Source organism: Thalassobacter sp. (genome assembly GCF_982993085.1).
Map to the genome: position 1 here is coordinate 1 of NZ_CEZFMW010000058.1, position 22,069 is coordinate 22,069.

General features: G+C 59.6%; 19 protein-coding genes, 1 pseudogene and 2 riboswitches. Of the genes and pseudogenes, 8 read left to right on the forward strand and 12 right to left on the reverse strand.

Going from position 1 to position 22,069, the window contains the following annotated elements; all coding sequences use genetic code 11:
* A partial coding sequence (locus AC4GMC_RS10455) for a protein-disulfide reductase DsbD family protein (protein ID WP_487880232.1) occupies positions 1 to 1,748 on the forward strand: 1,748 nt, incomplete at its 5' end.
* 39 nt (positions 1,749 to 1,787) lie between these two features.
* Complete coding sequence (locus tag AC4GMC_RS10460; protein WP_487878741.1) at positions 1,788 to 3,188, forward strand: MATE family efflux transporter; 1,401 nt, start codon at positions 1,788 to 1,790, stop codon at positions 3,186 to 3,188.
* Here the strand turns inward: AC4GMC_RS10460 and AC4GMC_RS10465 are convergent.
* A complete protein-coding gene (locus tag AC4GMC_RS10465; RefSeq protein WP_487878742.1) occupies positions 3,160 to 3,696 on the reverse strand; it encodes a gamma-glutamylcyclotransferase family protein in 537 nt (178 codons plus the stop codon). The two genes, AC4GMC_RS10460 and AC4GMC_RS10465, sit on opposite strands and share 29 nt — an antisense overlap.
* Before the next feature lie 74 nt (positions 3,697 to 3,770).
* Positions 3,771 to 3,857: riboswitch (glycine riboswitch) on the forward strand.
* 3 nt (positions 3,858 to 3,860) lie between these two features.
* Positions 3,861 to 3,923: riboswitch (glycine riboswitch) on the forward strand.
* A 49-nt stretch (positions 3,924 to 3,972) separates the two neighbouring features.
* Between AC4GMC_RS10465 and gcvT the strand changes: the two genes are divergently transcribed.
* The 4 genes from gcvT to parA all read left to right on the forward strand — a co-directional run bounded on the left by gcvT (position 3,973) and on the right by parA (position 9,100).
* Positions 3,973 to 5,082, forward strand: a complete 1,110-nt coding sequence (gene gcvT, locus AC4GMC_RS10470) for a glycine cleavage system aminomethyltransferase GcvT (RefSeq protein WP_487878312.1) — start codon at positions 3,973 to 3,975, stop codon at positions 5,080 to 5,082.
* Between the two features lie 16 nt (positions 5,083 to 5,098).
* The gene (gene gcvH / locus AC4GMC_RS10475) at positions 5,099 to 5,455 is read left to right on the forward strand and encodes a glycine cleavage system protein GcvH (RefSeq protein ID WP_038004914.1); all 357 of its coding nucleotides are present in this window, start codon (positions 5,099 to 5,101) and stop codon (positions 5,453 to 5,455) included.
* A gap of 34 nt (positions 5,456 to 5,489) precedes the next feature.
* Complete coding sequence (gcvP, locus tag AC4GMC_RS10480; RefSeq protein WP_487878313.1) at positions 5,490 to 8,330, forward strand: aminomethyl-transferring glycine dehydrogenase; 2,841 nt, start codon at positions 5,490 to 5,492, stop codon at positions 8,328 to 8,330.
* A gap of 110 nt (positions 8,331 to 8,440) precedes the next feature.
* Entirely contained in the window at positions 8,441 to 9,100 is a 660-nt protein-coding gene (gene parA, locus AC4GMC_RS10485) for a ParA family partition ATPase (protein WP_487880233.1), read from the forward strand.
* 6 nt (positions 9,101 to 9,106) lie between these two features.
* Here the strand turns inward: parA and accC are convergent, their stop codons facing one another.
* From accC to AC4GMC_RS10540, 11 genes and pseudogenes are all read right to left on the reverse strand, one after another.
* Entirely contained in the window at positions 9,107 to 10,456 is a 1,350-nt protein-coding gene (accC, locus tag AC4GMC_RS10490; RefSeq protein ID WP_487878980.1) for an acetyl-CoA carboxylase biotin carboxylase subunit, read from the reverse strand.
* 12 nt (positions 10,457 to 10,468) lie between these two features.
* Positions 10,469 to 10,960, reverse strand: a complete 492-nt coding sequence (gene accB / locus AC4GMC_RS10495; RefSeq protein WP_487878656.1) for an acetyl-CoA carboxylase biotin carboxyl carrier protein — start codon at positions 10,958 to 10,960, stop codon at positions 10,469 to 10,471.
* 264 nt (positions 10,961 to 11,224) lie between these two features.
* Positions 11,225 to 11,356: pseudogene (locus AC4GMC_RS10500) on the reverse strand (RSP_2648 family PIN domain-containing protein); the annotation flags it as partial.
* Positions 11,353 to 12,546, reverse strand: coding sequence for an RSP_2647 family RNA methyltransferase (locus AC4GMC_RS10505; RefSeq protein ID WP_487878657.1), 1,194 nt, complete (start codon positions 12,544 to 12,546; stop codon positions 11,353 to 11,355). The gene AC4GMC_RS10505 and the pseudogene AC4GMC_RS10500, both read right to left, overlap by 4 nt.
* A gap of 38 nt (positions 12,547 to 12,584) precedes the next feature.
* Positions 12,585 to 12,728, reverse strand: coding sequence for an RSP_7527 family protein (locus AC4GMC_RS10510; RefSeq protein ID WP_487877738.1), 144 nt, complete (start codon positions 12,726 to 12,728; stop codon positions 12,585 to 12,587).
* A gap of 172 nt (positions 12,729 to 12,900) precedes the next feature.
* Positions 12,901 to 13,665 carry an HpcH/HpaI aldolase family protein gene (locus AC4GMC_RS10515; RefSeq protein ID WP_487877737.1) on the reverse strand — a complete coding sequence of 255 codons (765 nt, stop codon included), beginning with the start codon at positions 13,663 to 13,665 and terminating at the stop codon, positions 12,901 to 12,903.
* A gap of 66 nt (positions 13,666 to 13,731) precedes the next feature.
* A complete protein-coding gene (locus AC4GMC_RS10520; protein WP_487877736.1) occupies positions 13,732 to 14,943 on the reverse strand; it encodes a FliM/FliN family flagellar motor switch protein in 1,212 nt (403 codons plus the stop codon).
* A gap of 80 nt (positions 14,944 to 15,023) precedes the next feature.
* A complete protein-coding gene (locus AC4GMC_RS10525) occupies positions 15,024 to 17,702 on the reverse strand; it encodes an ATP-binding protein (protein WP_487877735.1) in 2,679 nt (892 codons plus the stop codon).
* A gap of 1 nt (position 17,703) precedes the next feature.
* Positions 17,704 to 18,009: a hypothetical protein gene (locus tag AC4GMC_RS10530; protein WP_487877734.1), complete on the reverse strand. Its 306-nt coding sequence runs from the start codon at positions 18,007 to 18,009 to the stop codon at positions 17,704 to 17,706.
* 3 nt (positions 18,010 to 18,012) lie between these two features.
* Entirely contained in the window at positions 18,013 to 18,387 is a 375-nt protein-coding gene (locus AC4GMC_RS10535) for a response regulator transcription factor (protein WP_487877733.1), read from the reverse strand.
* Between the two features lie 74 nt (positions 18,388 to 18,461).
* Positions 18,462 to 19,790, reverse strand: coding sequence for a short-chain fatty acyl-CoA regulator family protein (locus AC4GMC_RS10540; protein ID WP_487877732.1), 1,329 nt, complete (start codon positions 19,788 to 19,790; stop codon positions 18,462 to 18,464).
* Between the two features lie 238 nt (positions 19,791 to 20,028).
* On the opposite strand from AC4GMC_RS10540, the gene AC4GMC_RS10545 reads away from it, so the two are divergent.
* Both AC4GMC_RS10545 and AC4GMC_RS10550 read left to right on the forward strand, forming a co-directional pair.
* Entirely contained in the window at positions 20,029 to 21,375 is a 1,347-nt protein-coding gene (locus tag AC4GMC_RS10545; RefSeq protein ID WP_487878979.1) for a substrate-binding protein, read from the forward strand.
* A 108-nt stretch (positions 21,376 to 21,483) separates the two neighbouring features.
* A partial coding sequence (locus tag AC4GMC_RS10550) for a branched-chain amino acid ABC transporter permease (protein ID WP_488082115.1) occupies positions 21,484 to 22,069 on the forward strand: 586 nt, incomplete at its 3' end.

The window sequence follows — 22,069 nt, forward strand, 5'->3', positions numbered from 1 at the left end:
ATCCTGCGCCGACGCGGTTCACCGCCTTTGAGATTGAGAATTTTGGCTACGAGACCGAGGTGCTTTTTCCACTTCAGGTCCAGCTTGAACGGCCCGGTGCGCCCGCGCGCCTTGCGCTAGAGGCAACCTTGCTGGTCTGCGCCGACATTTGCATCCCCGAGACGGTTTCTCTGTCGCTGGACCTACCAGCGGGCGGGGACATCGATGCTGAGGCTGCCGCACAGATTGCCTCATGGATGGCTCGTATTCCCGATGATGGCGGGTCCTCTGGCTGGCAGCTCGACACGGTTTTTCTAGATGACACAGCGCTTGTGCTAACGGCGCGGAGCGACCGACCACTGGCCACCCCCGATATCTTCCCCGAGCAGGGCGAATACGCCAGTTTTGGCAAACCTGAGGTGATCGTGGCTGATGCTGGGCGGTCACTGTGGGCACGATTACCGGTTCTGGCTGAGGGAGAGGGCGCGCTACAGATCACGCTTACGGACGGGGCGCGCGCGGCCACACTGAATGCGCCTGCGTTTGCAAACACTCCGCCGCCTCGGCCGCAAGCCTCCGGCGCGCTGATGGGGATGTTGGCCATCGCTCTTTTGGGCGGGCTAATTTTGAACGTCATGCCCTGCGTTCTGCCTGTGTTGTCGATCAAGCTGACCTCGGCGCTGGGGGCTGCGGGGCAGGGACGGGCCCGGGCCCGTGCTGGGTTTTTGGCATCAGCAGCCGGGGTGATCACATTTTTCTGGGTGCTGGCAGCGGTCGTAATCGCGATGCAAACCTCTGGTGCGTCGTTCGGTTGGGGCATGCAATTCCAAAACCCAGTGTTCCTAAGTTTGATGATTACGATCATCGCATTGTTTGCCGCCAACATGGCGGGCCTGTTTGAGATTACCTTGCCGCAGGGCTGGACGACCGGCATGGCCCGGACCGAAGCGCGCGGCGGTTGGAGCGGTGACTTCGCGACCGGAGCTTTTGCCGCACTGCTTGCAACCCCATGTTCCGCGCCGTTTTTGGGCACAGCCGTGACCTATGCGATGACGCATGGCCCCCGCGAGGTCGCGGCGATTTTCACCGCATTGGGTGTGGGGCTGGCGCTTCCATATCTGTTGATTGCGGCGCGGCCCGGCTGGCTTTCGCGCATGCCCAAACCGGGTCCTTGGATGGTTTGGGTCAAATGGGCCATGGGCGGGTTGTTGGCCGCGACGGCGCTGTGGCTGCTTGCGGTTTTGGCCGCTGTTTCGGGGCTGGGGCTGGCGGGTGCGCTGGTGGCAATCTTGCTCATCGGTGGCGTGGTTTTGGTCTGGCACCGTTCGGCTTTGCCGGTTGCCGTGGCTGTGTTCGCCGCGGCCTTAACACTTCCGCTCTTTTGGCCGGTACCAACCGCGATGACCCAAGACGACAGCAGTTGGTTGGTGTTTGACGAAGCCGAGGCCATGGTCCGCGCCAAGACCGGTGAGGTTGTCTTTGTCGATGTCACCGCCGATTGGTGCCTGACCTGCAAAGCCAACAAAAGCCTTGTTCTGGACCGGGGCGCTGTGGCTGAGGCCTTGGAAAGCGTGACCTTGATGCGCGCCGATTGGACACGGCCCAGCGACACGATCCTAAACTACCTCAAAAGCCATGATCGCTACGGCATCCCCTTTAACATGGTCTACGGCCCCGGTGCGCCGGCTGGAATTGCCCTGCCGGAGCTGCTGACGCCCGATGCCGTGCTAAATGCGATCATGACCGCACAGGGGGCTGTGCAGGGCTAGACCTATCGCGCAGGCACTGCTTCGCGGTAGGTGTGATGCATGTCTGCACCTAGTTCCTCTGCCAAGTTCCTATCTGGCAACCTTTTTGCCCACGTTAGCATCATGTCCCTCACTGCTTCGGTGGGGTTGATGGCGGTGTTCTTGGTGGATTTCATCGACATGATTTTTATCGCCATGCTCGGCAAGGCCGAGTTGGCGGCGGCCGTCGGGTATGCTGGCGCGATCTTATTCTTTACGACGTCGTTCGGGATCGGCATGGCGATCGCGGCTGGGGCGTTGGTGGCCCGTGCGTTGGGTACAGGCGACGTGGCATTGGCGCAAAGCCGCGCGACCACAGCGCTGATCTATGGGTTTGGCTTTGGCGCTGTGTTTGCGGCCACAGTTTGGGCGTTTCTCGAACCCCTCGCACGCCTTGTCGGGGCCAGCGGTGAGACGTTGGATTTGGCTGTGCACTACCTTGCTATCATTGTCCCGTCGCTGCCATTTTTGATGCTGGGCATGATGGGAGGCGCGATCCTGCGTGCTCATGGTGATGCGCGCCGCGCGATGATGGCAACGATCTGGGGCGGGGTGGTAAATGCTGTGCTCGACCCGATCCTGATCTTTGGCCTCGATTTGGAACTGACAGGGGCGGCACTGGGCTCAGTCGCGGCGCGGCTCACGATTGCATACTTCGCACTGCGCCCGATCCTTCGCCACTATGGTGGGTTCACATTGCCACGGGTCTTAACATTCCTAGCGGATTTGCGGCCCATTTTAGCAATTGCGGTGCCTGCGATTTTGACCCAGTTGGCCACACCGGTGGGGCAGGCATGGGTCACGCGGTCCATGGCAGCCTACGGAGAAGAGGCTGTAGCCGGCATGGCCATCGTTGGGCGTCTGACGCCGGTGGCTTTCGGGGTGATATTCGCACTATCGGGTGCCATCGGCCCCATCATCGGGCAAAACTTTGGTGCCAAAGATCACGCCCGCGTTCGGCGTGCCTTTCTTGACGGAGTTTTGTTTTGTGGGCTCTTCGTGCTCAGCATGACGGTGCTTTTGTATCTGCTGCGCCCGTTCATCGCGGGATTGTTCTCGGCACAAGGCGTGACGTTGACACTGGTCTATCTATTCTGTGGGCCGCTCGCACTTGTGTTCTTTTTCAACGGGTTGCTGTTTGTGTCTAATGCGGCATTCAACAATCTTGGGCAGCCGTTCACTTCAACATGGATTAACTGGGGGCGGCACACGTTGGGCACAGTTCCGTTGGTCGCTTTGGGCGGTTGGATGTTTGGCGCGCCGGGGGTGTTGATTGGGCAGGCTGTAGGCGGGCTGATCTTTGGGCTTTTGGCCGCGTGGCTGGCGCTGCGGGTGATTGCGCAGGGCGGGGCACCGACCGCCCGGCGTGCGCCCTTTGCACGGCAGGCGCGGCTTATGTCACTGTTGCACCTACGTCGCTGAGCATCGCGTCTACCAGCGCTGTTTCATCCGGGCTTAACTGCTGCGAACGCGGGTACTGAGGGGCAGAACGGTCATTGATGATCGGTGCATCCCAGCCGTCGGTTGTGGCAGAGAACCGTGCCACGCCGGCCTCACCAAACTCAGTCAAATAGCCCTGCACGACCACATCCAGATAGCTCAACAGGATCGGATGCGTTTGGCTGGGCGCTGTGTGCAGATCATCGGGAATGTGATAGATTTGCGCGCCGCGACCGGGTTCCGCAGGGGCGCGAATATAGGCCCATTCCCGGGCGTCCAACGCGGTCCAATCGCCCCCGGGCACCTCGGCCAGTAGGCCATCAATCCGGGTGTTTGCACAGGGCACAGCCGTCAAAAACGCAACCTGCCTCGCGCCCGTGTGCCGCCATGCCCGCCGCCATCCTGATACGGTGGCGCGTTTGACGCCAGGATAATTCTGCGTGGCGCGGTTTACCAAACTGCCGTAGCCGAAGAACATGTTGTGTTTCATGGTCATTATGACACCTTTTCATGTAGCGCTCTTTGCGTCGCTCTTGATTGGATTTCGCGGATCGCCTATCCACATCTCATCACACGGGAGAATCTGCACCCGCAGTGCCGAAGGAGCAACCGCCCCGGTAAACTCTCAGGCCCAAGGACCGTGTGACGATAAAACTCTGGAGAGAGGCATTCAATTGCCCGCCGAAGGGATAACGATCTCAGGCGCATAGGACAGAGGGGGCAGGACCCGCCACGGTATCGTGGCGATAACTGTGAAGGGGCGCCTATGTCTGAACTGAACCCATTGCCGCTAGAAGCGTTGCACGCCGAATTGGGCGGCAAGATGGTGCCCTTTGCAGGGTATTCTATGCCGGTTCAATATCCGATGGGTGTCATGGCTGAGCATTTACACTGTCGGTCAGAGGCCGGTTTGTTCGACGTTAGCCACATGGGACAAGTAATCGTACGCGGCGCGGATGTCGCCAACTCGCTGGAGCGGTTTATCCCGGCTGATGTCGTAGGCCTTGGGGTGGGACGACAGCGGTATGGTGTGTTGATGCAGCCCGATGGGGGCGTGGCGGATGACTTAATGTTCGCTAACTGTAACGACCGCTTCTTTTTAGTGGTCAATGGCGCATGTAAATATCAGGATATGGAAATCCTAAAGGCCGGACTGCACGACTGTGAGGTCACGCTTTTGGACGATCGCGCACTGTTGGCGTTGCAGGGACCAAAGGCAGAGGCGGTCTTGGCCGGGCTGCTGCCCGCTGTCGCAGAAATGCGGTTCATGGACAGTCTGGTGTTTGACTGGATGGGTGCGGAGTTGTGGATTTCACGCTCAGGCTACACTGGTGAGGATGGCTTTGAAATCTCGGTGCCCGAGGATCGGGCCGAAGAATTTGCGCGTGCATTGTTGGCACATCCCGCAGTCGCGCCCATCGGTCTTGGCGCGCGCGATAGCCTCCGGCTGGAGGCGGGAATGCCGCTTTACGGCCAAGACCTAACCCCACAGATTTCCCCGGTGGTCGCGGGCCTTGGGTGGTCTATTGCTAGGGCGCGCCGCGCGGGTGGACCGCGTGCGGGCGGCTTTCCGGGGGCCGAACCACTCCTTCAGGAGCTGATGGATGGGCCCGCAAATATCCGCACGGGTCTGCGTCCAGAGGGCCGTGCCCCGATGCGCGCCGGTGTAGAACTGTTTCACTCGCTTGAAGCGACAGCCCCCATCGGTCGGATCACATCGGGCGGCTTTGGCCCGTCCGTTGGTGCGCCGATTGCTATGGGCATTGTCCCTGCGGAGCTGGCCCCTGGCACAACGATTTACGGCGAAGTCCGCGGCAAACGCTTGCCCGTGACCCTTGCCAAGCTTCCCTTCCACACACCCCGATACAAACGCTAAGTTCAGGAGAAACCTCATGAAATTCACCGAAGAGCACGAATGGCTAGACGCCGACGGCGACGTCATCACCGTTGGCATCACAGAACACGCGGCCACCCAACTGGGCGACGTTGTGTTCGTCGAACTGCCCGAGGTTGGCACCACCGTCGCAAAGGGCGATGAGATCGTTGTGATCGAAAGCGTCAAGGCTGCCTCCGACATCCTAGCCCCTCTTGATGGCGAAATCGTTGAGGTCAATGAGGCGCTGGTCGACAACCCGGCCGCTGTTAACGACGACGCCGTGGGTTCGTGGTTTTTCAAAATGACCTCCCCCGCCGCCGCCGAAATGGACGAGATGATGGATGAGGCCGCCTATCAGGCCTTTATTGGTTAAAAACTCGCCTTCCCCCATGCAGATGGAGCGTCCCATGCAGATCACTGAGTATGATACCTATGACTTCGCCAACCGCCGCCATATCGGTCCCTCACCCGAGGAAATGGCCGAGATGCTCAAGGCCGTTGGAGTCGACAGCCTTGACGATCTGATCGATCAGACGCTTCCACCTGCGATCCGCCAAGCCGAACCGTTGCCATGGCCGCAAATGACCGAACATGCGGTTTTGGCCGAAATGCGGCGGCTTGCGGATAAAAATACCGTGCTGACCTCTATGATCGGGCAGGGGTATTACGGCACGGTTACGCCCCCCGCGATCCAGCGCAATATCCTTGAAAATCCGGCTTGGTACACGGCCTACACGCCCTACCAGCCCGAGATCGCGCAGGGCCGGCTTGAGGCGCTGTTGAATTTCCAAACCATGGTAGCTGATCTGACGGGTCTGCCGGTCGCCAACGCCTCGCTCTTGGATGAGGCGACAGCCTGCGCTGAGGCGATGGTGATGGCGCAGCGTGTGGCCAAATCAAAGGCCACGGCGTTCTTTGTTGATGAAAACTGCCACCCCCAGAACATCGCAGTGATGCAAACCCGCGCTCAGCCTTTGGGCATCGAAGTGATCGTAGGCCCTGCTGATACGCTAGACCCTGCCGCTGTGTTTGGGGCGATCTTCCAATACCCCGGCACCCATGGACATCTGCGTGATTTCACCCCTGAAATGGCCGCCTTGCGCGCGCACAAGGCTATCGGGATCGTGGCAACCGACCTTTTGGCGCTGTGCCTGCTGAAAGAGCCGGGCGCAATGGGGGCTGACATCGCCGTGGGCAGCGCGCAGCGTTTCGGTGTTCCGCTGGGCTATGGCGGGCCGCATGCGGGCTTTTTCGCCTGCGCGGATGCGTTCAAGCGCAACATGCCGGGCCGAATTGTTGGGGTGTCGGTCGACAGCCATGGCCACAAGGCGTTCCGCCTGTCGCTGCAAACCCGTGAACAGCACATTCGCCGCGAAAAAGCGACGTCAAACGTGTGCACAGCGCAGGCGTTGTTGGCCGTCATGGCGAGCTTTTTCGCCGTGTTTCATGGACCCAAGGGCCTGCGCCATATCGCGCAAAACGTACATCGTTCTGCTTGTGCACTTAAACAAACGCTGCAAAGCGCAGGGTTCAACGTGGCGCCCGAACATGTGTTCGACACCCTAACTGTTGAGGTTGGCGCCATGCAGGGCGTGATCCTGCGCTCTGCTGTGGCAGAGGGCATTAACCTTCGCAAAGTGGGCGACACTGCCATCGGGATTTCTTGTGATGAAATGACCGACACAGCCATTCTGAACCGTGTGGCACGTGCCTTCGGGATCGATACAGAGGTCCGCTTGGACGCGCTGGACATTCCCGTAAGCCTACAACGGCAAAGCGATTATCTGACCCATCCCACGTTCCACATGAACCGGGCAGAGGCGGAAATGATGCGCTACATGCGCCGCCTTGCGGACCGCGATCTGGCGCTGGACCGGGCGATGATCCCGCTAGGCTCTTGCACGATGAAGCTAAACGCAGCTGTTGAAATGATGCCGGTCACATGGCCCGAGTTCGCCAACATCCATCCCTTTGCTCCCGCTGATCAGGCCGAAGGGTACAGGGAGATGATAGATGACTTGGCCCAGCGGTTGTGCGTGATCACGGGCTATGACGCGATGTCGATGCAGCCCAATTCCGGTGCGCAGGGCGAGTACGCGGGCCTTTTGACCATTGCGGCTTACCACCGGGCGCAGGGCGATGACCGTGATATTTGCCTCATCCCGACCTCGGCGCATGGGACCAACCCTGCGTCTGCCAATATGGCGGGCATGAAGGTTGTTGTGGTGAAATCCGCTGACAATGGGGATGTCGACCTCGACGATTTTCGCGCCAAGGCCGAGGCGGCAGGCGACAAACTTGCGGCTTGTATGATTACGTATCCTTCAACCCACGGGGTGTTTGAAACGACCGTTCGCGAGGTGTGTGAGATCACGCATGCCCACGGCGGGCAGGTCTACCTTGATGGGGCAAACCTGAATGCGATGGTCGGCCTGTCTAAACCCGGCGAGTTGGGCGCGGATGTTAGCCATTTGAACTTGCATAAAACGTTTTGCATCCCGCATGGCGGTGGCGGACCGGGCATGGGCCCGATTGGCGTCAAGGCGCACTTGGCCCCCTATCTGCCCGGCCACCCAGAAACGGGCATGGACGCGGATGATGGTGGCCCGGTTAGTGCTGCTCCCTTCGGTTCAGCCTCGATCCTGCCGATCAGCCACGCCTACTGCCTGATGATGGGCGGTGAGGGGCTGACCCAAGCCACGAAAGTTGCGATTTTATCGGCCAATTACATCGCGGCCCAGCTGAAGGGCAGCTTTGACGTGCTGTTTACAGGGCGCAATGGGCGGATCGCGCACGAGTGTATTCTGGATACCCGACCCTTTGCCGATAGTGCGCACATCACCGTGGATGATATCGCCAAGCGTTTGATGGATCATGGTTTTCATGCGCCGACTATGTCGTGGCCCGTGGCCGGTACACTGATGGTTGAGCCGACTGAGTCCGAAACCAAGGCTGAGTTGGACCGTTTTATTACCGCTTTGCGCGCCATCAGGGATGAGATCGCGCAGGTTGAGGGCGGCACAATGGACCCGGAAAACAATCCGCTCAAAAATGCACCGCACACGATGGAAGATCTCGTACGCGATTGGGATCGGCCTTATACGCGCGAAGCGGCGTGCTTTCCGCCCGGTGCGTTCCGCGTGGATAAATATTGGCCGCCTGTGAACCGGGTTGACAACGTGGCAGGCGATCGCAATCTGATCTGCACCTGCCCACCAGTTGAGGCCTATCTAGAAGCCGCAGAATAACAAGCAGGTGACGCAGGGAGTGCTGCCCCTGCGTCACCGCCGCCATTGACAGGGCGTCCCCTCACCTCCACCATGCCGCAACGCAGCATTTTGGGTTATGGGGAATCGACATGCCGGGGCAGGTCATCACAGTCGCACAGCAAAAGGGCGGGTCGGGTAAAACCACTGTGTCCGTCAATTTGGCCGTCGCTTTCGCACAAATGGGGCGCAAGGTGGCTGTCATTGATAGCGACGCTCAGGGATCGTTAGGGCGTTGGTTTATGACCCGGCTTGAGCAAACGGGCGGCGAGCCGGGCGTCGATTTCTCAACCGCAAGCGCGTGGGGCGTTGCCTATGAGGTCGACAAGTATCGTAAAACCCACGATGTCATCATCATTGATACACCCCCCAAGATTGACAGCGATATGCGGCCTGCCTTGCGTTCGTCATCGTTGGTTGTGGTGCCCATCGCCGCAAGTGAAGTTGATATGTGGGCGACTGAAGGTGTGCTGGAGTTGGCCGCCCGCGAAGGTAAGGTCGTGATGGCGGTGCTGAACCGGGCCAAGTCAGGCACGCGATTGGCGGCAAAAATGTTGGAACAATTGGGTGCGCTTGACGTTGTACCCGCGTCCACGGTGTTGGCCAACCGTGTCGTGTATGCCGAAAGTCTGGGCAAAGGGTTGGGTGTCGTCGAAGTCGCCCGGAACGCCCCTGCTACTGAGGAAATCAAGGCGCTCGCCGCAGAGGTCGATGCCGCCCTTGGCGCGCTGGCCAAGCAGGCGGCAGAGTAACTCCGGCTAGCCGCCGAGGTTGGTTTCAAGCCACTTTTCGAGCCAGTGGATCGTGTAATCACCGGTGTGGATGTCTTTCTCTTCCAGCAGGGCGTGGAAGAGGGGAACTGTCGTGTCGATCCCGTCGATAATCAGCTCACCCAAGGCACGGTGTAGACGCGCCAACGCCTCAGGACGGTCACGCCCGTGGACGATCAATTTGCCGATGAGGCTGTCGTAATAGGGCGGAATCCGGTAGCCGTCGTACAACGCGGAATCCATCCGCACACCCAAACCACCCGGCGCATGATACTGCGTAATCGTGCCGGGGCAGGGGGTGAAGTTTGGCAGCTTTTCCGCATTTAGGCGGACCTCAATGGAGTGCCCATTGATCTGCAAATCTTCTTGCTGGAACGACATGTCGTAGCCTGCAGCCACACGGATTTGCTCACGCACCAGATCGACACCGAAAATGGCCTCGGTCACGGGGTGCTCTACCTGCAAACGCGTGTTCATCTCAATGAAGAAGAACTCACCATTTTCATACAAGAACTCAATCGTACCGGCGCCAGCATAGTTAATGCGGGCCACAGCCTCGGCGCAGGTGCGGCCAATTTCGGCGCGCTGCTCAGGCGTGATAGAGGGGCCGGGGGCTTCCTCGAATACCTTCTGGTGACGCCGTTGGAGCGAACAATCCCGCTCACCCAAATGCACGGCGCGGCCTTTGCCGTCACCGAAAACCTGCACTTCGATGTGACGCGGTGTGCCGAGATATTTCTCGATGTATACCTCATCGTTGCCAAAGGCGGCTTTGCCTTCTGCGCGGGCGGTGCGAAAGGCGGTCTCAAGTTCTTCGGCAGTCTTGGCCAGCTTCATGCCGCGGCCACCGCCACCAGCAGTTGCCTTGATGATCACCGGAAAACCCATCTCATCACAGAGGGTCTGCGCCGTCTCAAAATCGGGCACACCGCCATCAGAGCCGGGCACGCACGGCACGCCAAGCGCCTTCATCGTGTCCTTGGCGGTGATCTTGTCGCCCATGATGCGGATATGCTCGGCCGTGGGGCCGATGAACGCAATGCCATGGTCCTCAAGCGCCTGAACAAAGCTCGCGTTCTCACTCATGAAGCCATAGCCGGGGTGGATCGCCTCTGCGCCTGTGATTTCACAAGCAGAGATGATCGCGGGCACGGAAAGGTAGCTGTCGGTGCTGGAGGCCGGGCCGATACAGATGGATTCGTCCGCCATACGCACATGCATCGCATCGGCGTCCGCCGTGGAGTGGACGGCAACGGTCGCTACGCCCATTTCGCGCGCTGCACGGATCACGCGCAAGGCGATTTCGCCGCGGTTGGCGATTAGGATTTTCTTGAACATGCCGGATGTCCCTTATTCGAGGATCACGAGCGGTGCGCCAAACTCAACGGCCGCGCCGTCCTCGATCAGGATGCGTTTCACCTTGCCCGCTTTGGGCGAGGGGATCTGGTTCATTGTTTTCATCGCTTCAACGATCAGAAGGGTTTGACCTTCGGACACGGTGTCGCCAACGGAAATAAAGGCGGATGCGCCGGGTTCAGGCGACAGATACGCCGTGCCGACGATGGGCGACGTGACGGCGCCGGGATCTTGGGCCGGATCAGCAGGGGCAGAAGCCGGCGCGGCGGCGGCTGCGGCAGGTGCGCTTGCGGCAGGGGCTGCGACTGCAGGGGCTGCTGCGACTGCGGCAACAGGTGCGGCCATCATCTGGCGGCTCACGCGCACGTTGAGGCTATCGTCCTCTGCGTAGTCACGCTTAACCTGTAGCTCAGTCAGGTCATTCTCCCGCAAAAGCTCGGCCAGGGCCTTAATAAAGGCTACGTCGCTGTCATGTGTTTTGGTCATGTTGGATGCTCCTCGCGGTGGGCCGCGCTTTTTGCCTATTCGCTTTTCTATACGTCAGCTGTTCATGGGTGAAAACCCAAGGTTTGCGCGTTATTTCCCCTGATTTGAGGCCTTTTTACACTGGGGGCAAGGGAAACTCACGCCAAAGCTTTGCCCAAGCGGTGTAGGCGTGCACGCTTTAGGAGGGCGCGGCGTTCTAGAGCCGCCCCCTCAATGCGTGATGCCTCTGCGTGGACGCGTGCCACAGCACGCTCGATCCCATCCGGCCGCGCGTGCCCATTCCTCAAGAATACGCGCGGACCAAAGTGGCTCGAACTGGGTTTCCTCTGCGGCGGCGAGTAGAATTTCGCGTAAGATCGTGGGGAAGAGGACGCAAGCGTCCAGCAGGATCTTCATGGGCAATGGAACGCGAGCGCCTTGAGGTAGCCGGTTTCGGCCAGCTGTGGGTGCATTGGGTGATCGGGGCCTGCAAAACCGGTGTAGATCAGTGCACCGGGACGTCCTGCGCGTCCCATGCCGCGCGCACACGCCGCCCGAAATTTCGATAATTCCGCAGCGTGTGAACATGAGCAGAGGATCAGATATCCCCCCGGAGCGACAAGTGACGCAGCCAATTTCGCCACCCGTTCATAAGCCCGCAAGCCTGTCGCAAGTGCCTGCTTTGATGGGGCAAAAGCGGGTGGATCGGCGACAACAAGATCGAATGTTTCACCTGCCGCGCTCAGCTCGGTCATGACATCAAACGCATCGCCGCGCCGCGTAGTAAAGGCATCTGCACGGCCCATGGCCTCTGCACCTTCTTCGGCAAGTGCTAATGCAGGTGCGGACCCGTCCACGGCAAGTGCTGATTGAGCGCCGCCCGCGAGAGCCGCTAGGCCAAATCCGCCGACGTGGGAAAATACGTCCAAGACACGGCCATCGGGCGCAAGGCGCGCAGCAAAGGCGTGGTTAGGGCGTTGATCATAAAACAGACCGGTTTTCTGGCCGCCAACAAGGTCGGCCATGTAGGTCGCGCCGTTCATAGGCACCGCAATCTTGCTGGGGGGCGTGCCCAGTAACGGTCCGTTCACGTCATCCAACCCTTCGGTGACGCGGGCCCGGCCTTGGGCGTTTTTGAACACCGATGTGCAGCCCGTGACTTCTGCAAGGACATTGGCCAGCAATGCGCAATTCGCCTCGGCCCAAGCTGTGTTGGGCTGAATGACCAGCGTGTCATCGAAACGGTCCACGATAACACCGGGCAGGCCGTCGGCCTCGGCGTGGATCAGGCGGTAGTAGGGGGCATCGAACAGGCGGCTGCGCAGCGCGAAGGCTTGCACAAGCTTGGCGCGCACCCATTCGGCGTCAATCTGCGCCTCGGGGTTAAGGTCCAGGACCCGCGCAACAATACGTGTGCTAGGGTTCGCAGCAACAAGTGCGAGTGGATTGCGTTCGCTGTCCTCTAGCAGGGCTGGGGTGCCCGGCGCCACGTTGCGGCTGCGGCGATCAAGAACGATGTCATCGCCGTAAACCCAAGGGAATCCGTGACGAATACGCTTGGCATCAGCTTTGGGTTTGAGGCGGAGTGTGGGGAGTTGTGTATCCATGGCCCCGCCTAGCAAGCGGCGGGGCATTGGAAAAGGCTTTAGTGCGCTGTTTGGCGACCGAATACGACCGTTCCGCTGCGTACAAAGGCTGCAATTGCCTTGAGAACGGAACGCAGAGCCTCTGCACGCAGACGGCGGGCTTCACGTTCGATTTCGATGTGGTTGATTTCAAAGCTGTTCATTTGATGTCTCCGAACGGGCGCGGGGAGGGAAGAAGGGAGGAGGAGACGCGCCCGTGGTCCTAAAATGGGGCTAAACCCAGATCGCGAGTAGATATGAAAATGGAAAAGCCGGGTTGCAGTGGGTGCAAACCGGCTTTTTCGAGGCATGTTAGCGATCACATCGCATGTTTCGTCAATCGAGGGCGTGAATGCCTTCAGCCGTTTGCCGCGCGCCAGACAGCATCCATGCATGTTCCGAAGCGACAAAAAACATCGAAAACCCAAAGCGACGCCAGTCTTGGGCTTGGGCTGTGGTCGGGACCCACGTCATGTAGGTTTTGCCATGCTCTGAACAGGCCGCCCCAACTTGGGTCATTGCGTCTTGGAGTTCAGGCGATGTGGTGTCAGTCTTGCCATAAGCGACCGAAAGGTCCGCAGGTCCGACAAATAAGCCATCGATGCCGTCGATGGCCGCAATCTCAGCGGCGGCATCGACGCCCTCAGGTTCCTCGATCTGGGCGATGACGATGGTTTCTTCCTGCGATTGAGCCAACAATTCGGGCATCTTGCGGGTGGCATATCCGGCCCATCGGGTTGATCCTGCGTAGCCCCGTCCGCCGTGGCCAAAACGGGCGGCTTTGGCAATCGCGCGGGCTTTTTCGATGCTGTCGACGTGGGGCACGACAATGCCTGTTGCGCCCAAATCAAGCGCGTTGAGGATGTCGGACGGAGAGGCAGACGGCACCCGGATCAGGATCGGCACCCCAAGCGCACGGGCCACCGCGATGCAGGCATCAGTGCCGCTCCGATCAAAAGGGGCGTGTTCTGCATCGAGGCAAATAAAGTCGAGACCCGCGTGGGCGAGCACTTCGATGATGACGTGATGCGGTGTTTTCAGGAACGTACCCGCGAGCATCTGTCCCTCAGCCATAGCTGTGCGTAGCGATTTGGTTGTCATGGAGCCTCCCTCAGACGTTGTGCGACCCTAAGCGGCTTGGGTCGGGGGTGTAAACGGGGGGCTACGTTATTCGATGGGTGGCAGGTCCGGCAGATCGGGAAGGGGCGGAAGCTCAGGCAAACCACCATCTGGCCCATCAAGCGGCGGCAAATCCGGAAGCGCTGGCATGTTGCCCAGCTCAGGCGAAAGCGGGGGCAGATCGGGCAATCCGGGTGGGGCGTCAATGGCGGGTAAATCAGGCAGGTTGGGCATGTCCGGCGCGTTTGTGGGTGAGGCCAAAGCAGGTGCGGCAGCTATCGGCGTGGATGTATCAAACGCCGTGCTGCTGGTCGCATGTTGTGTGGTATCCGGCGCAGGCCCCGTCAGTGACAAGCGCACTGCACGCATCCCGTTCTGCTGGCCCAGCTTCCCGGATAATGCATGACCCGGTCCCGCCCCCATAACCTCAAGCGCTCCCAATGAACCGCGCGAAATGGGAAGCGTATCGCCGGGCTTTAGGGATTGAAGACGGCTCAGCGGCACCGAAAACCGGGTGAGCGTGACGCGCAATTCTACAGGTGCGTCCGAAACAGCGGCCTGCATATCGGCAGCCCAGACGGGGTCCGGGGCTAGGACTTGGGCTTTACCGGGGGCCGCGCCAGTGGTTGGCGCCCCCGCCGGTGATGACGTTTGCACTGCCGCAGCAATCGCTGGCAGTGCCAGCCACACTTTTGCACGCTTGGCGCCATTGCCCAGCTCGACCGTGACGCATTGAAGGCGATAGTCGCCTTCGCTCAGCATAAGCGGCAATGGCGTTGGATCGGGCACGTAGGTTCCGTATTTGTATCCGCGCGCCCAGCGGGCATCCGCGACCGTGGCCACCCGGTTTGCAAAATCTGTCAGAACCGTTTCGACAAAATCGCGGGTAAGTGCGGCATCAATACGTGTCGTTTCCCGCGCCGCACGGGTGGTTTTGTCAACGCGGCCCATGGTTTGCACCTCAATAAGGGCATCCACCAATTCAGGGCTAAAGCAGATCAGCCCACGACTGTCGCCGGGCCCATCCGCCAGTGTAAACAAAGCCACCTCGGGCAGTTCGATCAACAGCTCGGATTGGTCCACACGAGACGATTCCTGTTCCCGCACGGTGAGTTCCAGCCCCGGCAATCCCTCACCAGATTTGGTCAACGCCTGAATCAACGCTTTTTCCGGCGACATACCGCGCGGAGGCGGAGGCGGGCCGGGGCGGGCCCCGGCCTTACGGCGCAAAACAGGAAGAGGTGACATATCCTCGGACATAAACGGCCTTCGCAGCAAAATGCTTTGTCCCGTTATGATGCCAACAAAGTTAATTTTCCGTTGTTGCGGTGCAGAAAAACCTACAGCGCGGCGACACTTGGCGCATTGGCTTGGGCGCGCGGCAGCATGACCCGAAACGCGGCCCCCTGTTGACCCGGCAAATAATCAATACTGCCACTCAAGCGGCCCATAACTTCACGGCAAATCGCAAGCCCAAGACCTGCACTGCCCGCCGAGGCATGATCCGTCAGGCGGGCGAACTTTTCAAAGATCACGCCACGCGATCGGGCTGGAATTCCGCTACCATTGTCAATAAAATCGACGGTTACACGGGTCTTGGTCCGGCGGACTTTGATCGCCAACTCCGGCGCCTCCGCATCGCAATATTTGCAAGCATTTGTGATCAAATTGATGAACACCTGAGACAGCCTATCCGCGTCAGTATGCAGGCTGACATCCTCACGATCTGTGTCCCGAATGATCGTCAATTTACCCTTCGTGAGCGACGAAGACGCGTTGACCGCGCGTTCCAACACCTCATGCAGGGACAGCGTCGCCTCATTCAGGACGACCTGCCCGTTTTCCAGCACGCTGAGGTCGAGCAAATCATCCAGAAGTCGGGTCAAGCGCTGGCTCTCATCACGGATGATGCCGGAATAATTCTGCCGCTCCTCGCTGGCGAGGTCGTCTATCATCAAAATCTCAGAAAACGCCCGAATTGACGTCATCGGGGTGCGTAATTCATGGCTGACTTGGCTGAGAAACGCGTCTTTCTGGATCGAAAGTTCAGTCAGTTTTGTGTTGGCCTCGCGCAGCTTGCGGGCGGTGAGGGTCAACTCTTCGGATTGTGTCTCAAGCCGGGCTGAGTATTCCATGATTTGCGCCGCTTCATCGGCCACGGCCAGCAGGTCGTCCACGGATACGGTCGCGCCGTCGGTCAACTGGCCCACCATCGCGTGGGAGGTCGCGGTGCCAACCGAGCCAGACAATTCACGTTCCAAGGTTTCAATGAAATCTGGTGTGGGATCAGGAAGATAGCCACTTTTCCCTTGCGCGCTGGCTTCGGTTTGAAACAGGCTTTGCGCTTGCTCGGTGCCCAAGATGCGCTGGGCCATGATCAGCAACTCTTCGGCGCCTGCGGTCCCGCCTTTCCAGCCGCGTGGGGCGGTTGAACGGTCAAATACGTTGATGAATTGCGCGCCCTGCCAACGCTCTAGCGGTGTTGGAAATGACAGCAGCGATAGCGCGCAAAACGCGACCGTGTTAGCGCCTATGGATAGGATCAGGGTCGAGAGTAAAGGATCTGTTTCATTGATGCCAAACAGCCCCTCGGGCCGCAGCCACGCAATCCCGAATGGCCCCTCTGCGAACAAGGCCACTGGCAGAAGCGTGCCCTGAAACACGGGCAACAACATGGTATAACCCCAAATCGCAAACCCGATGGAGATACCAGCCGCCGCCCCAATCCGCGTGGCCCCACGCCAAAACAAGCCGCCCAACAGTGCGGGCAACACTTGGGCGAGGCCCGCAAACGCGATCAACCCAATGGAGGCAAGCGCCTCATTGCCGCCGTTTAAACGGTAATAGATGTAGCCCATGCCCAAAACTGCCGCGATTGACGCGCGCCGCGCAACCAGCACGACGTAGCGGACATCGCCTGAAACCGTAGCACCCTCTGCCTTGGTCGCAAGCCACAGGGGCATGACGATATGGTTCGACAGCATCGTCGCAAGGGCCACAGAGGCCACGATTACCATAGACGTCGCCGATGAAAAACCACCAAGGAAGGCCAGCATCGCCAAGGTATCCTCGCCCAAGGCCAGCGGGATGGTCAGCACGAACAGGTCGGGGTTGGACCCTTCGGGCAAGATCTCTAGGCCCACAACCGCGATCGGCACCACAAAGATCGACATTCCCAAAAGATACAGCGGAAACGCCCAGCTTGCGATGGCAAGGTGCCGCTCGTCCGAGGCCTCAACCACCATGACCTGAAACATGCGCGGCAGGCAGATGATAGCGGCTGCTGACAACATGGTCAGCCCGACCCAGCGTCCCGACGATGATGTCCAATCCGCCATGGGCGAGGCCGCAACGCGCTCCAAAATATCCTGCGGGCCGGACGCGACGCCCCACACCACAAAGCCCCCAACTGCCAAGAGCGCTGCCAACTTGACCACGGCCTCAACGGCGATTGCGGACACGATGCCATCGTGACGTTCATTCGCGTCCAAACTGCGTGTGCCAAAAATGATAGTGAACAGGGCTAGCCCTACAGCGACATACAACCCGATCGCCTCTGCGTCGCGGTTGGCACTGTCTGCAAAGACCGTGAATGACAGGGTCACGGACTGCAATTGCAATGAAATATAGGGCGTTGTGCCCACCACCGCGAGGATAGTCACCAACACGGCCAGCCCGTTGGATTTGCCATAGCGGGCCGAGATTAGGTCAGCGATCGACGTGACGCGCTGGCTTTTGCCCACCCGCACGATCTTGCGCAAAAGCCACCACCAGCCGACGAAAACCAACGTTGGTCCCAAATAGATCGTGATGAATTCTAGCCCCGACCGCGCCGCTGAGCCAACCGCGCCGTAAAATGTCCATGCCGTGCAGTAAATCGACAGCGACAGGGTATACACTAAAGGTGAGCGCAGCACGCTTAACTGTCCGCGCGCGGCGGCCCGCTCGGCGGCAAAGGCCACAACGAACAAAAGGGCCACATAGGCCAGTGAAACGGCTATCAGGCTGTTGAGTGACATCTCAGCCGTCGCGCGGCGCGTCGTTTGGGCCGCCTTGCATGTTTTCTGCCGTAAGCTTGCGCGCCAAAAGGAATGCAAGTCCGATCAAAAACAGCCACGCGGCAAAGAAATAGACCAACCATGGGGCTGTGGCCCCTTGGGCCGCGCGTTCGTCCGACAAGATCAGGTCGGGAAACAGCAAGAGGATCGCGCCAAGGATAGGTAACAGCCGGGCGGCATCCGCGATCCGGTTGCGGCGATACACATCGCGCCCCAAAAACAATGGCTGCTGAGGGGGCTTGAGCGGTGGGCCCGGCAGCTCAGCCATGGGTCACGCCTTTTGCCCGGCCAACGCTTCAACCGCTTCAAGTACGGCTTGGTTGGCAAAGGGTTTGGTCATGAATTGTGTGACACCTAGGGCTTCTGCGCGGGCACGGTCCTTGGTTTGCCCCTTGGCCGTCAGCATCAGTACCGGCACGTCGTGCCCCGTGTCCTGCGCGCGAATGTCCGCCAAGATGTCAAAGCCAGAGCGCCCCGGCAGCATCACGTCCAGCACGATTACGTCGGGCCTTTCGCGCGTCACGGCCTCCATCGCGTTGGCGCCATCGGAATGGGTTTGCACGCGCCAGCCAGCGCGTTGCAGGATAAAGCTGATTGCGACGATGATATTAGGCTCATCTTCGATCAGGAGAACCGTCTTGGTCATGGTGCCGTCCCTTGCACAAAGCGCTTATTTTTTTGTTCGCTTTCGTACAAGATTGCCGTGTTTTGGGCCGCATGTCAAAAGGCGGTGTCAGCCTTGGGATGATCTGGCACAGGTGTCAGCAAGGATGGCTCGCGGCGAGCGGTGCAATTCGTGCGCGCACAGACGCGGCATGTGACGCCCACGGCTAGGGGCCGGGTGGCGGGCAGGCTCTTGGCGGGCATCCGTTGGATTAGCATCGTTGCGTGCAACACGTCGGGTGTTCCGGGGCGGGGGCGTTTGGCCGGCAGGGCGATTGCGGTCGCGTCAAACACAGCGCCATCTGGGAGTGTTAGGCGGCTCTGTACGGGGTAATGCGGGCGCGCAAGGCTCTGATAAAGCGGCCATAACGGGCAGCCGGCCGTGACCAATGGCAGGGCAAACCCGGAAATAGGCCGTCGGTAGCGCGCAGCGCCTGCGCTATCGATGACCAGTAGGCCGATGTCTGATGTCTCGGGGGCGTCGGGGGGCAGGGCCGCAAGGCGTCGCATCAGACAATCGAGCGGAACCCCTAGTTCTTCGGCCAAAACCAAGGGGTCGACCCCTATGTCTAGGATCGCGTCCCGCAGGATCTGCATCGGCAATTGGCGGGTATCGTGGAGGTACTGCAAAAGCGCGGTGCGCACCATTGTGCGCGCATTCGCATCCTCGGGTCCCTCCGCGCACAGTGCTTCGACGTCGGCCTCGGAACCTGTCTCTAACTTTGGGAAATGGTGCTGCGCGGAATCGAGAAAGGCTGACGCGACCTCTGTTGGCGCAAGAAACCCAGGCCCTCGCCGCGCCTGTGTCTCAAAATAAGACACCATAGCTTCTGCACCATCGGCCAGCCGGCGGCTATCTTCATCAAGGTTGGTGTGGAACCGCCCCAGCCAATTGGGGTCAATCTCGGGGGTGGAGGCAAGGATTGATGCGGTGGAGCGCACGGCCGACACAGTGGATAGCACCTCGTGCATGGCCTCGGCCAATGCGGGGTCATGGGTCAAGCGGTCGTTCAGAGCATCGACAGACCGCTCCAACGCCGCGATTTGTTCTGCCTGATTGGCAATCAGTCCCGCCCAACTTGGAAATCCGCGAATAAGCCCTTCGGCTTGCGTCAACGCATCTTCATTCAGGCCCGTTGCCGCACCCGCTGCGGATACAGTTTCAAGCAAGGCCTGATCTGCGCCGCGCATTAATTCCGTGTAGTCCACCTCTAGATGCGTGGCGATATCGGCCAACAGTTTTCCCGCAATCCGCCGCTTGTTGTGCTCTATCAAGTTGAGATACGAGGCGGATATGCCAGCCGCACGCGCCAAATCCGCCTGCCGCATCCGCAATGCAAGGCGGCGTTCGCGGATACGGGTGCCGGTTAGCTCAGATCTGGGCATGTCGGGACCACTCAATTATCGCGTGTTTTCAGGCACTTTCTGCGGGTGCAAGAAAATCGATTTACACTTTCTTCACATGCATTGTGTATATATTTACAAAAAAGTCTATACCACAAAGGCACTTATTGCTTATTTTTCGGTTTCGCCCCGATACTGGTATTGCCTTGTAAACCAAGAGCGCGGCTCAGAGCCTTGGAGGAGGACCTCTTTGCCGATATATCAAATAGGGAGGGACTTCATGTCCAAATCTAACTTCACACGCCGTGGCGTGCTGAGAACTGGTGCCGTGGGCGGCGCTGGTCTTGCTCTGCCAACCATTTTCACCTCCGATGCGTCTGCTTTCACAAACGAACCTACAGGCGGCACGGTCACTCTGGGCTTTAACGTCCCACAGACGGGCCCCTACGCGGACGAAGGCGCCGACGAACTGCGCGCATTCGAACTGGCTGTTGAGCACCTGAACGGCACCGGCGCCGACAGCGGCATGCTGGACACCTTCAGCTCCAAAGCTCTCAAGGGCAACGGCATCCTCGGCAAGAAAGTCGAGTACGTCACAGGCGACACGCAAACCAAATCCGACGCCGCTCGCGCATCCGCACGTTCGATGATCGAAAAAGACGGCGCTGTCATGGTATCGGGCGGTTCGTCCTCCGGTGTGGCTGTGGCTGTTCAGGCGCTGTGCCAAGAGGCTGGCGTTATCTTTATGGCGGGTCTGACCCACTCCAACGACACGACCGGTAAAGACCGCCGTGCCAACGGCTTCCGCCACTTCTTTAACTCCTACATGTCCGGTGCTGCACTGGCTCCCGTGCTCGAAGCTCGCTACGGCTCCGACCGGAACGCCTACCACCTGACAGCGGACTACAACTGGGGCTACACCACCGAAGAAGCCGTCCGTTCGTCCACCGAAGCCATGGGCTGGAACACGGTCAACGCCGTGAAAACACCCCTGACCGCGACTGACTTCTCGGCCTACATCACGCCGATCCTCCAGTCCGACGCAGACGTGCTGGTTCTGAACCACTACGGCGGCAACATGGTGAACTCGCTCACAAACGCCGTTCAGTTCGGCCTGCGTGACCGGATCGTTAACGGCAAGAACTTCGAAATCGTTGTGCCTTTGTACTCGCGCCTGATGGCGAAGGGTGCTGGTGCCAACGTTAAGGGTATCTTCGGTTCCACAAACTGGCACTGGTCGTTGCAGGATGCAGGCTCGCAAGCCTTCGTTCGCTCGTTTGGCACCAAGTACGGCTTCCCCCCCTCGCAGGCGGCGCACACATGCTACGTGCAAACGCTTCTGTATGCGGATGCCGTGGAGCGCGCAGGCTCGTTCAACCCATGTGCGGTTGTCGAAGCTCTGGAAGACTTCGAGTTCGACGGTCTGGGCAACGGCAAAACGCTGTACCGCGGCGACGATCACCAGTGCTTCAAAGACGTGCTGGTTGTGAAGGGTAAAGAGAACCCAACATCCGAGTTCGACCTTCTCGAAATCGTCGAAGTCACACCCGTCGAGCAAGTTACCTACGCACCCGACCACCCGCAGTTTGCGGGCGGCGAACTGGGCACGTGTAACCCCGGCGCATAAGCCTGACGAATCCAGTGCGGGCTCGCCCCCGCGCTGGACTTCATCACCCGCGGCCCATCCATTTGGGCCGCGGGCTCTGACACTCTGCAACTGCGAAGGGTGGGACCGATGGAAGCCATTATCCTCCAAATTCTCAATGGGCTCGACAAGGGCTCTGCCTATGCGCTGATCGCGATGGGCCTGACACTCATCTTCGGCACGCTTGGCGTTGTGAACTTTGCCCACGGGGCGCTGTTCATGGTTGGTGCGTTCTGTGCCGTTACTCTGAGCCGTATCCTGACGCTCAGCCACGAGGTGGTCGACCCCACCCGCACCGACTTTCTGGGCAACCCGCTCAAGATTGATGTGCCCTACGCCTACGATTGGTTTGGTCAAGCCACGGGTGATGCGATTATCGACTGGGCCGTGCCGCTGTCGATCCTGTTCGCGGTCCCTGTGATGATCATCATGGGTGTGGTGATGGAACGTGGGCTGATCAAACACTTCTATAAACGCCCTCACGCGGACCAGATCCTCGTGACGTTTGGCCTCGCCATCGTTCTGCAAGAAGTCATCAAATACTTCTACGGCGCAAACCCCATTCCAACACCCGCACCGCAAGCGTTTGCCAGCTCGATGGACATGGGCGCAGCCCTTGGTTTTGAGGCCGGGCAGATCATCTATCCGATCTGGCGCTTGGTGTATTTCGTCTTTG

What these genes read in the sequence shown, in the direction of transcription:
- AC4GMC_RS10535 (WP_487877733.1), bottom strand. Translation starts at nt 18,387, where the DNA reads ATGACCAAGACGGTTCTCCTGATCGAAGATGAGCCTAATATCATCGTC.
- AC4GMC_RS10505 (WP_487878657.1), bottom strand. Translation starts at nt 12,546, where the DNA reads ATGGATACACAACTCCCCACACTCCGCCTCAAACCCAAAGCTGATGCC.
- AC4GMC_RS10520 (WP_487877736.1), bottom strand. Translation starts at nt 14,943, where the DNA reads ATGTCCGAGGATATGTCACCTCTTCCTGTTTTGCGCCGTAAGGCCGGG.
- AC4GMC_RS10510 (WP_487877738.1), bottom strand. Translation starts at nt 12,728, where the DNA reads ATGAACAGCTTTGAAATCAACCACATCGAAATCGAACGTGAAGCCCGC.
- AC4GMC_RS10515 (WP_487877737.1), bottom strand. Translation starts at nt 13,665, where the DNA reads ATGACAACCAAATCGCTACGCACAGCTATGGCTGAGGGACAGATGCTC.
- AC4GMC_RS10525 (WP_487877735.1), bottom strand. Translation starts at nt 17,702, where the DNA reads ATGTCACTCAACAGCCTGATAGCCGTTTCACTGGCCTATGTGGCCCTT.
- accB (WP_487878656.1), bottom strand. Translation starts at nt 10,960, where the DNA reads ATGACCAAAACACATGACAGCGACGTAGCCTTTATTAAGGCCCTGGCC.
- AC4GMC_RS10460 (WP_487878741.1), top strand. Translation starts at nt 1,788, where the DNA reads ATGTCTGCACCTAGTTCCTCTGCCAAGTTCCTATCTGGCAACCTTTTT.
- AC4GMC_RS10540 (WP_487877732.1), bottom strand. Translation starts at nt 19,790, where the DNA reads ATGCCCAGATCTGAGCTAACCGGCACCCGTATCCGCGAACGCCGCCTT.
- accC (WP_487878980.1), bottom strand. Translation starts at nt 10,456, where the DNA reads ATGTTCAAGAAAATCCTAATCGCCAACCGCGGCGAAATCGCCTTGCGC.
- AC4GMC_RS10530 (WP_487877734.1), bottom strand. Translation starts at nt 18,009, where the DNA reads ATGGCTGAGCTGCCGGGCCCACCGCTCAAGCCCCCTCAGCAGCCATTG.
- AC4GMC_RS10545 (WP_487878979.1), top strand. Translation starts at nt 20,029, where the DNA reads ATGTCCAAATCTAACTTCACACGCCGTGGCGTGCTGAGAACTGGTGCC.
- gcvP (WP_487878313.1), top strand. Translation starts at nt 5,490, where the DNA reads ATGCAGATCACTGAGTATGATACCTATGACTTCGCCAACCGCCGCCAT.
- gcvT (WP_487878312.1), top strand. Translation starts at nt 3,973, where the DNA reads ATGTCTGAACTGAACCCATTGCCGCTAGAAGCGTTGCACGCCGAATTG.
- parA (WP_487880233.1), top strand. Translation starts at nt 8,441, where the DNA reads ATGCCGGGGCAGGTCATCACAGTCGCACAGCAAAAGGGCGGGTCGGGT.
- gcvH (WP_038004914.1), top strand. Translation starts at nt 5,099, where the DNA reads ATGAAATTCACCGAAGAGCACGAATGGCTAGACGCCGACGGCGACGTC.
- AC4GMC_RS10465 (WP_487878742.1), bottom strand. Translation starts at nt 3,696, where the DNA reads ATGAAACACAACATGTTCTTCGGCTACGGCAGTTTGGTAAACCGCGCC.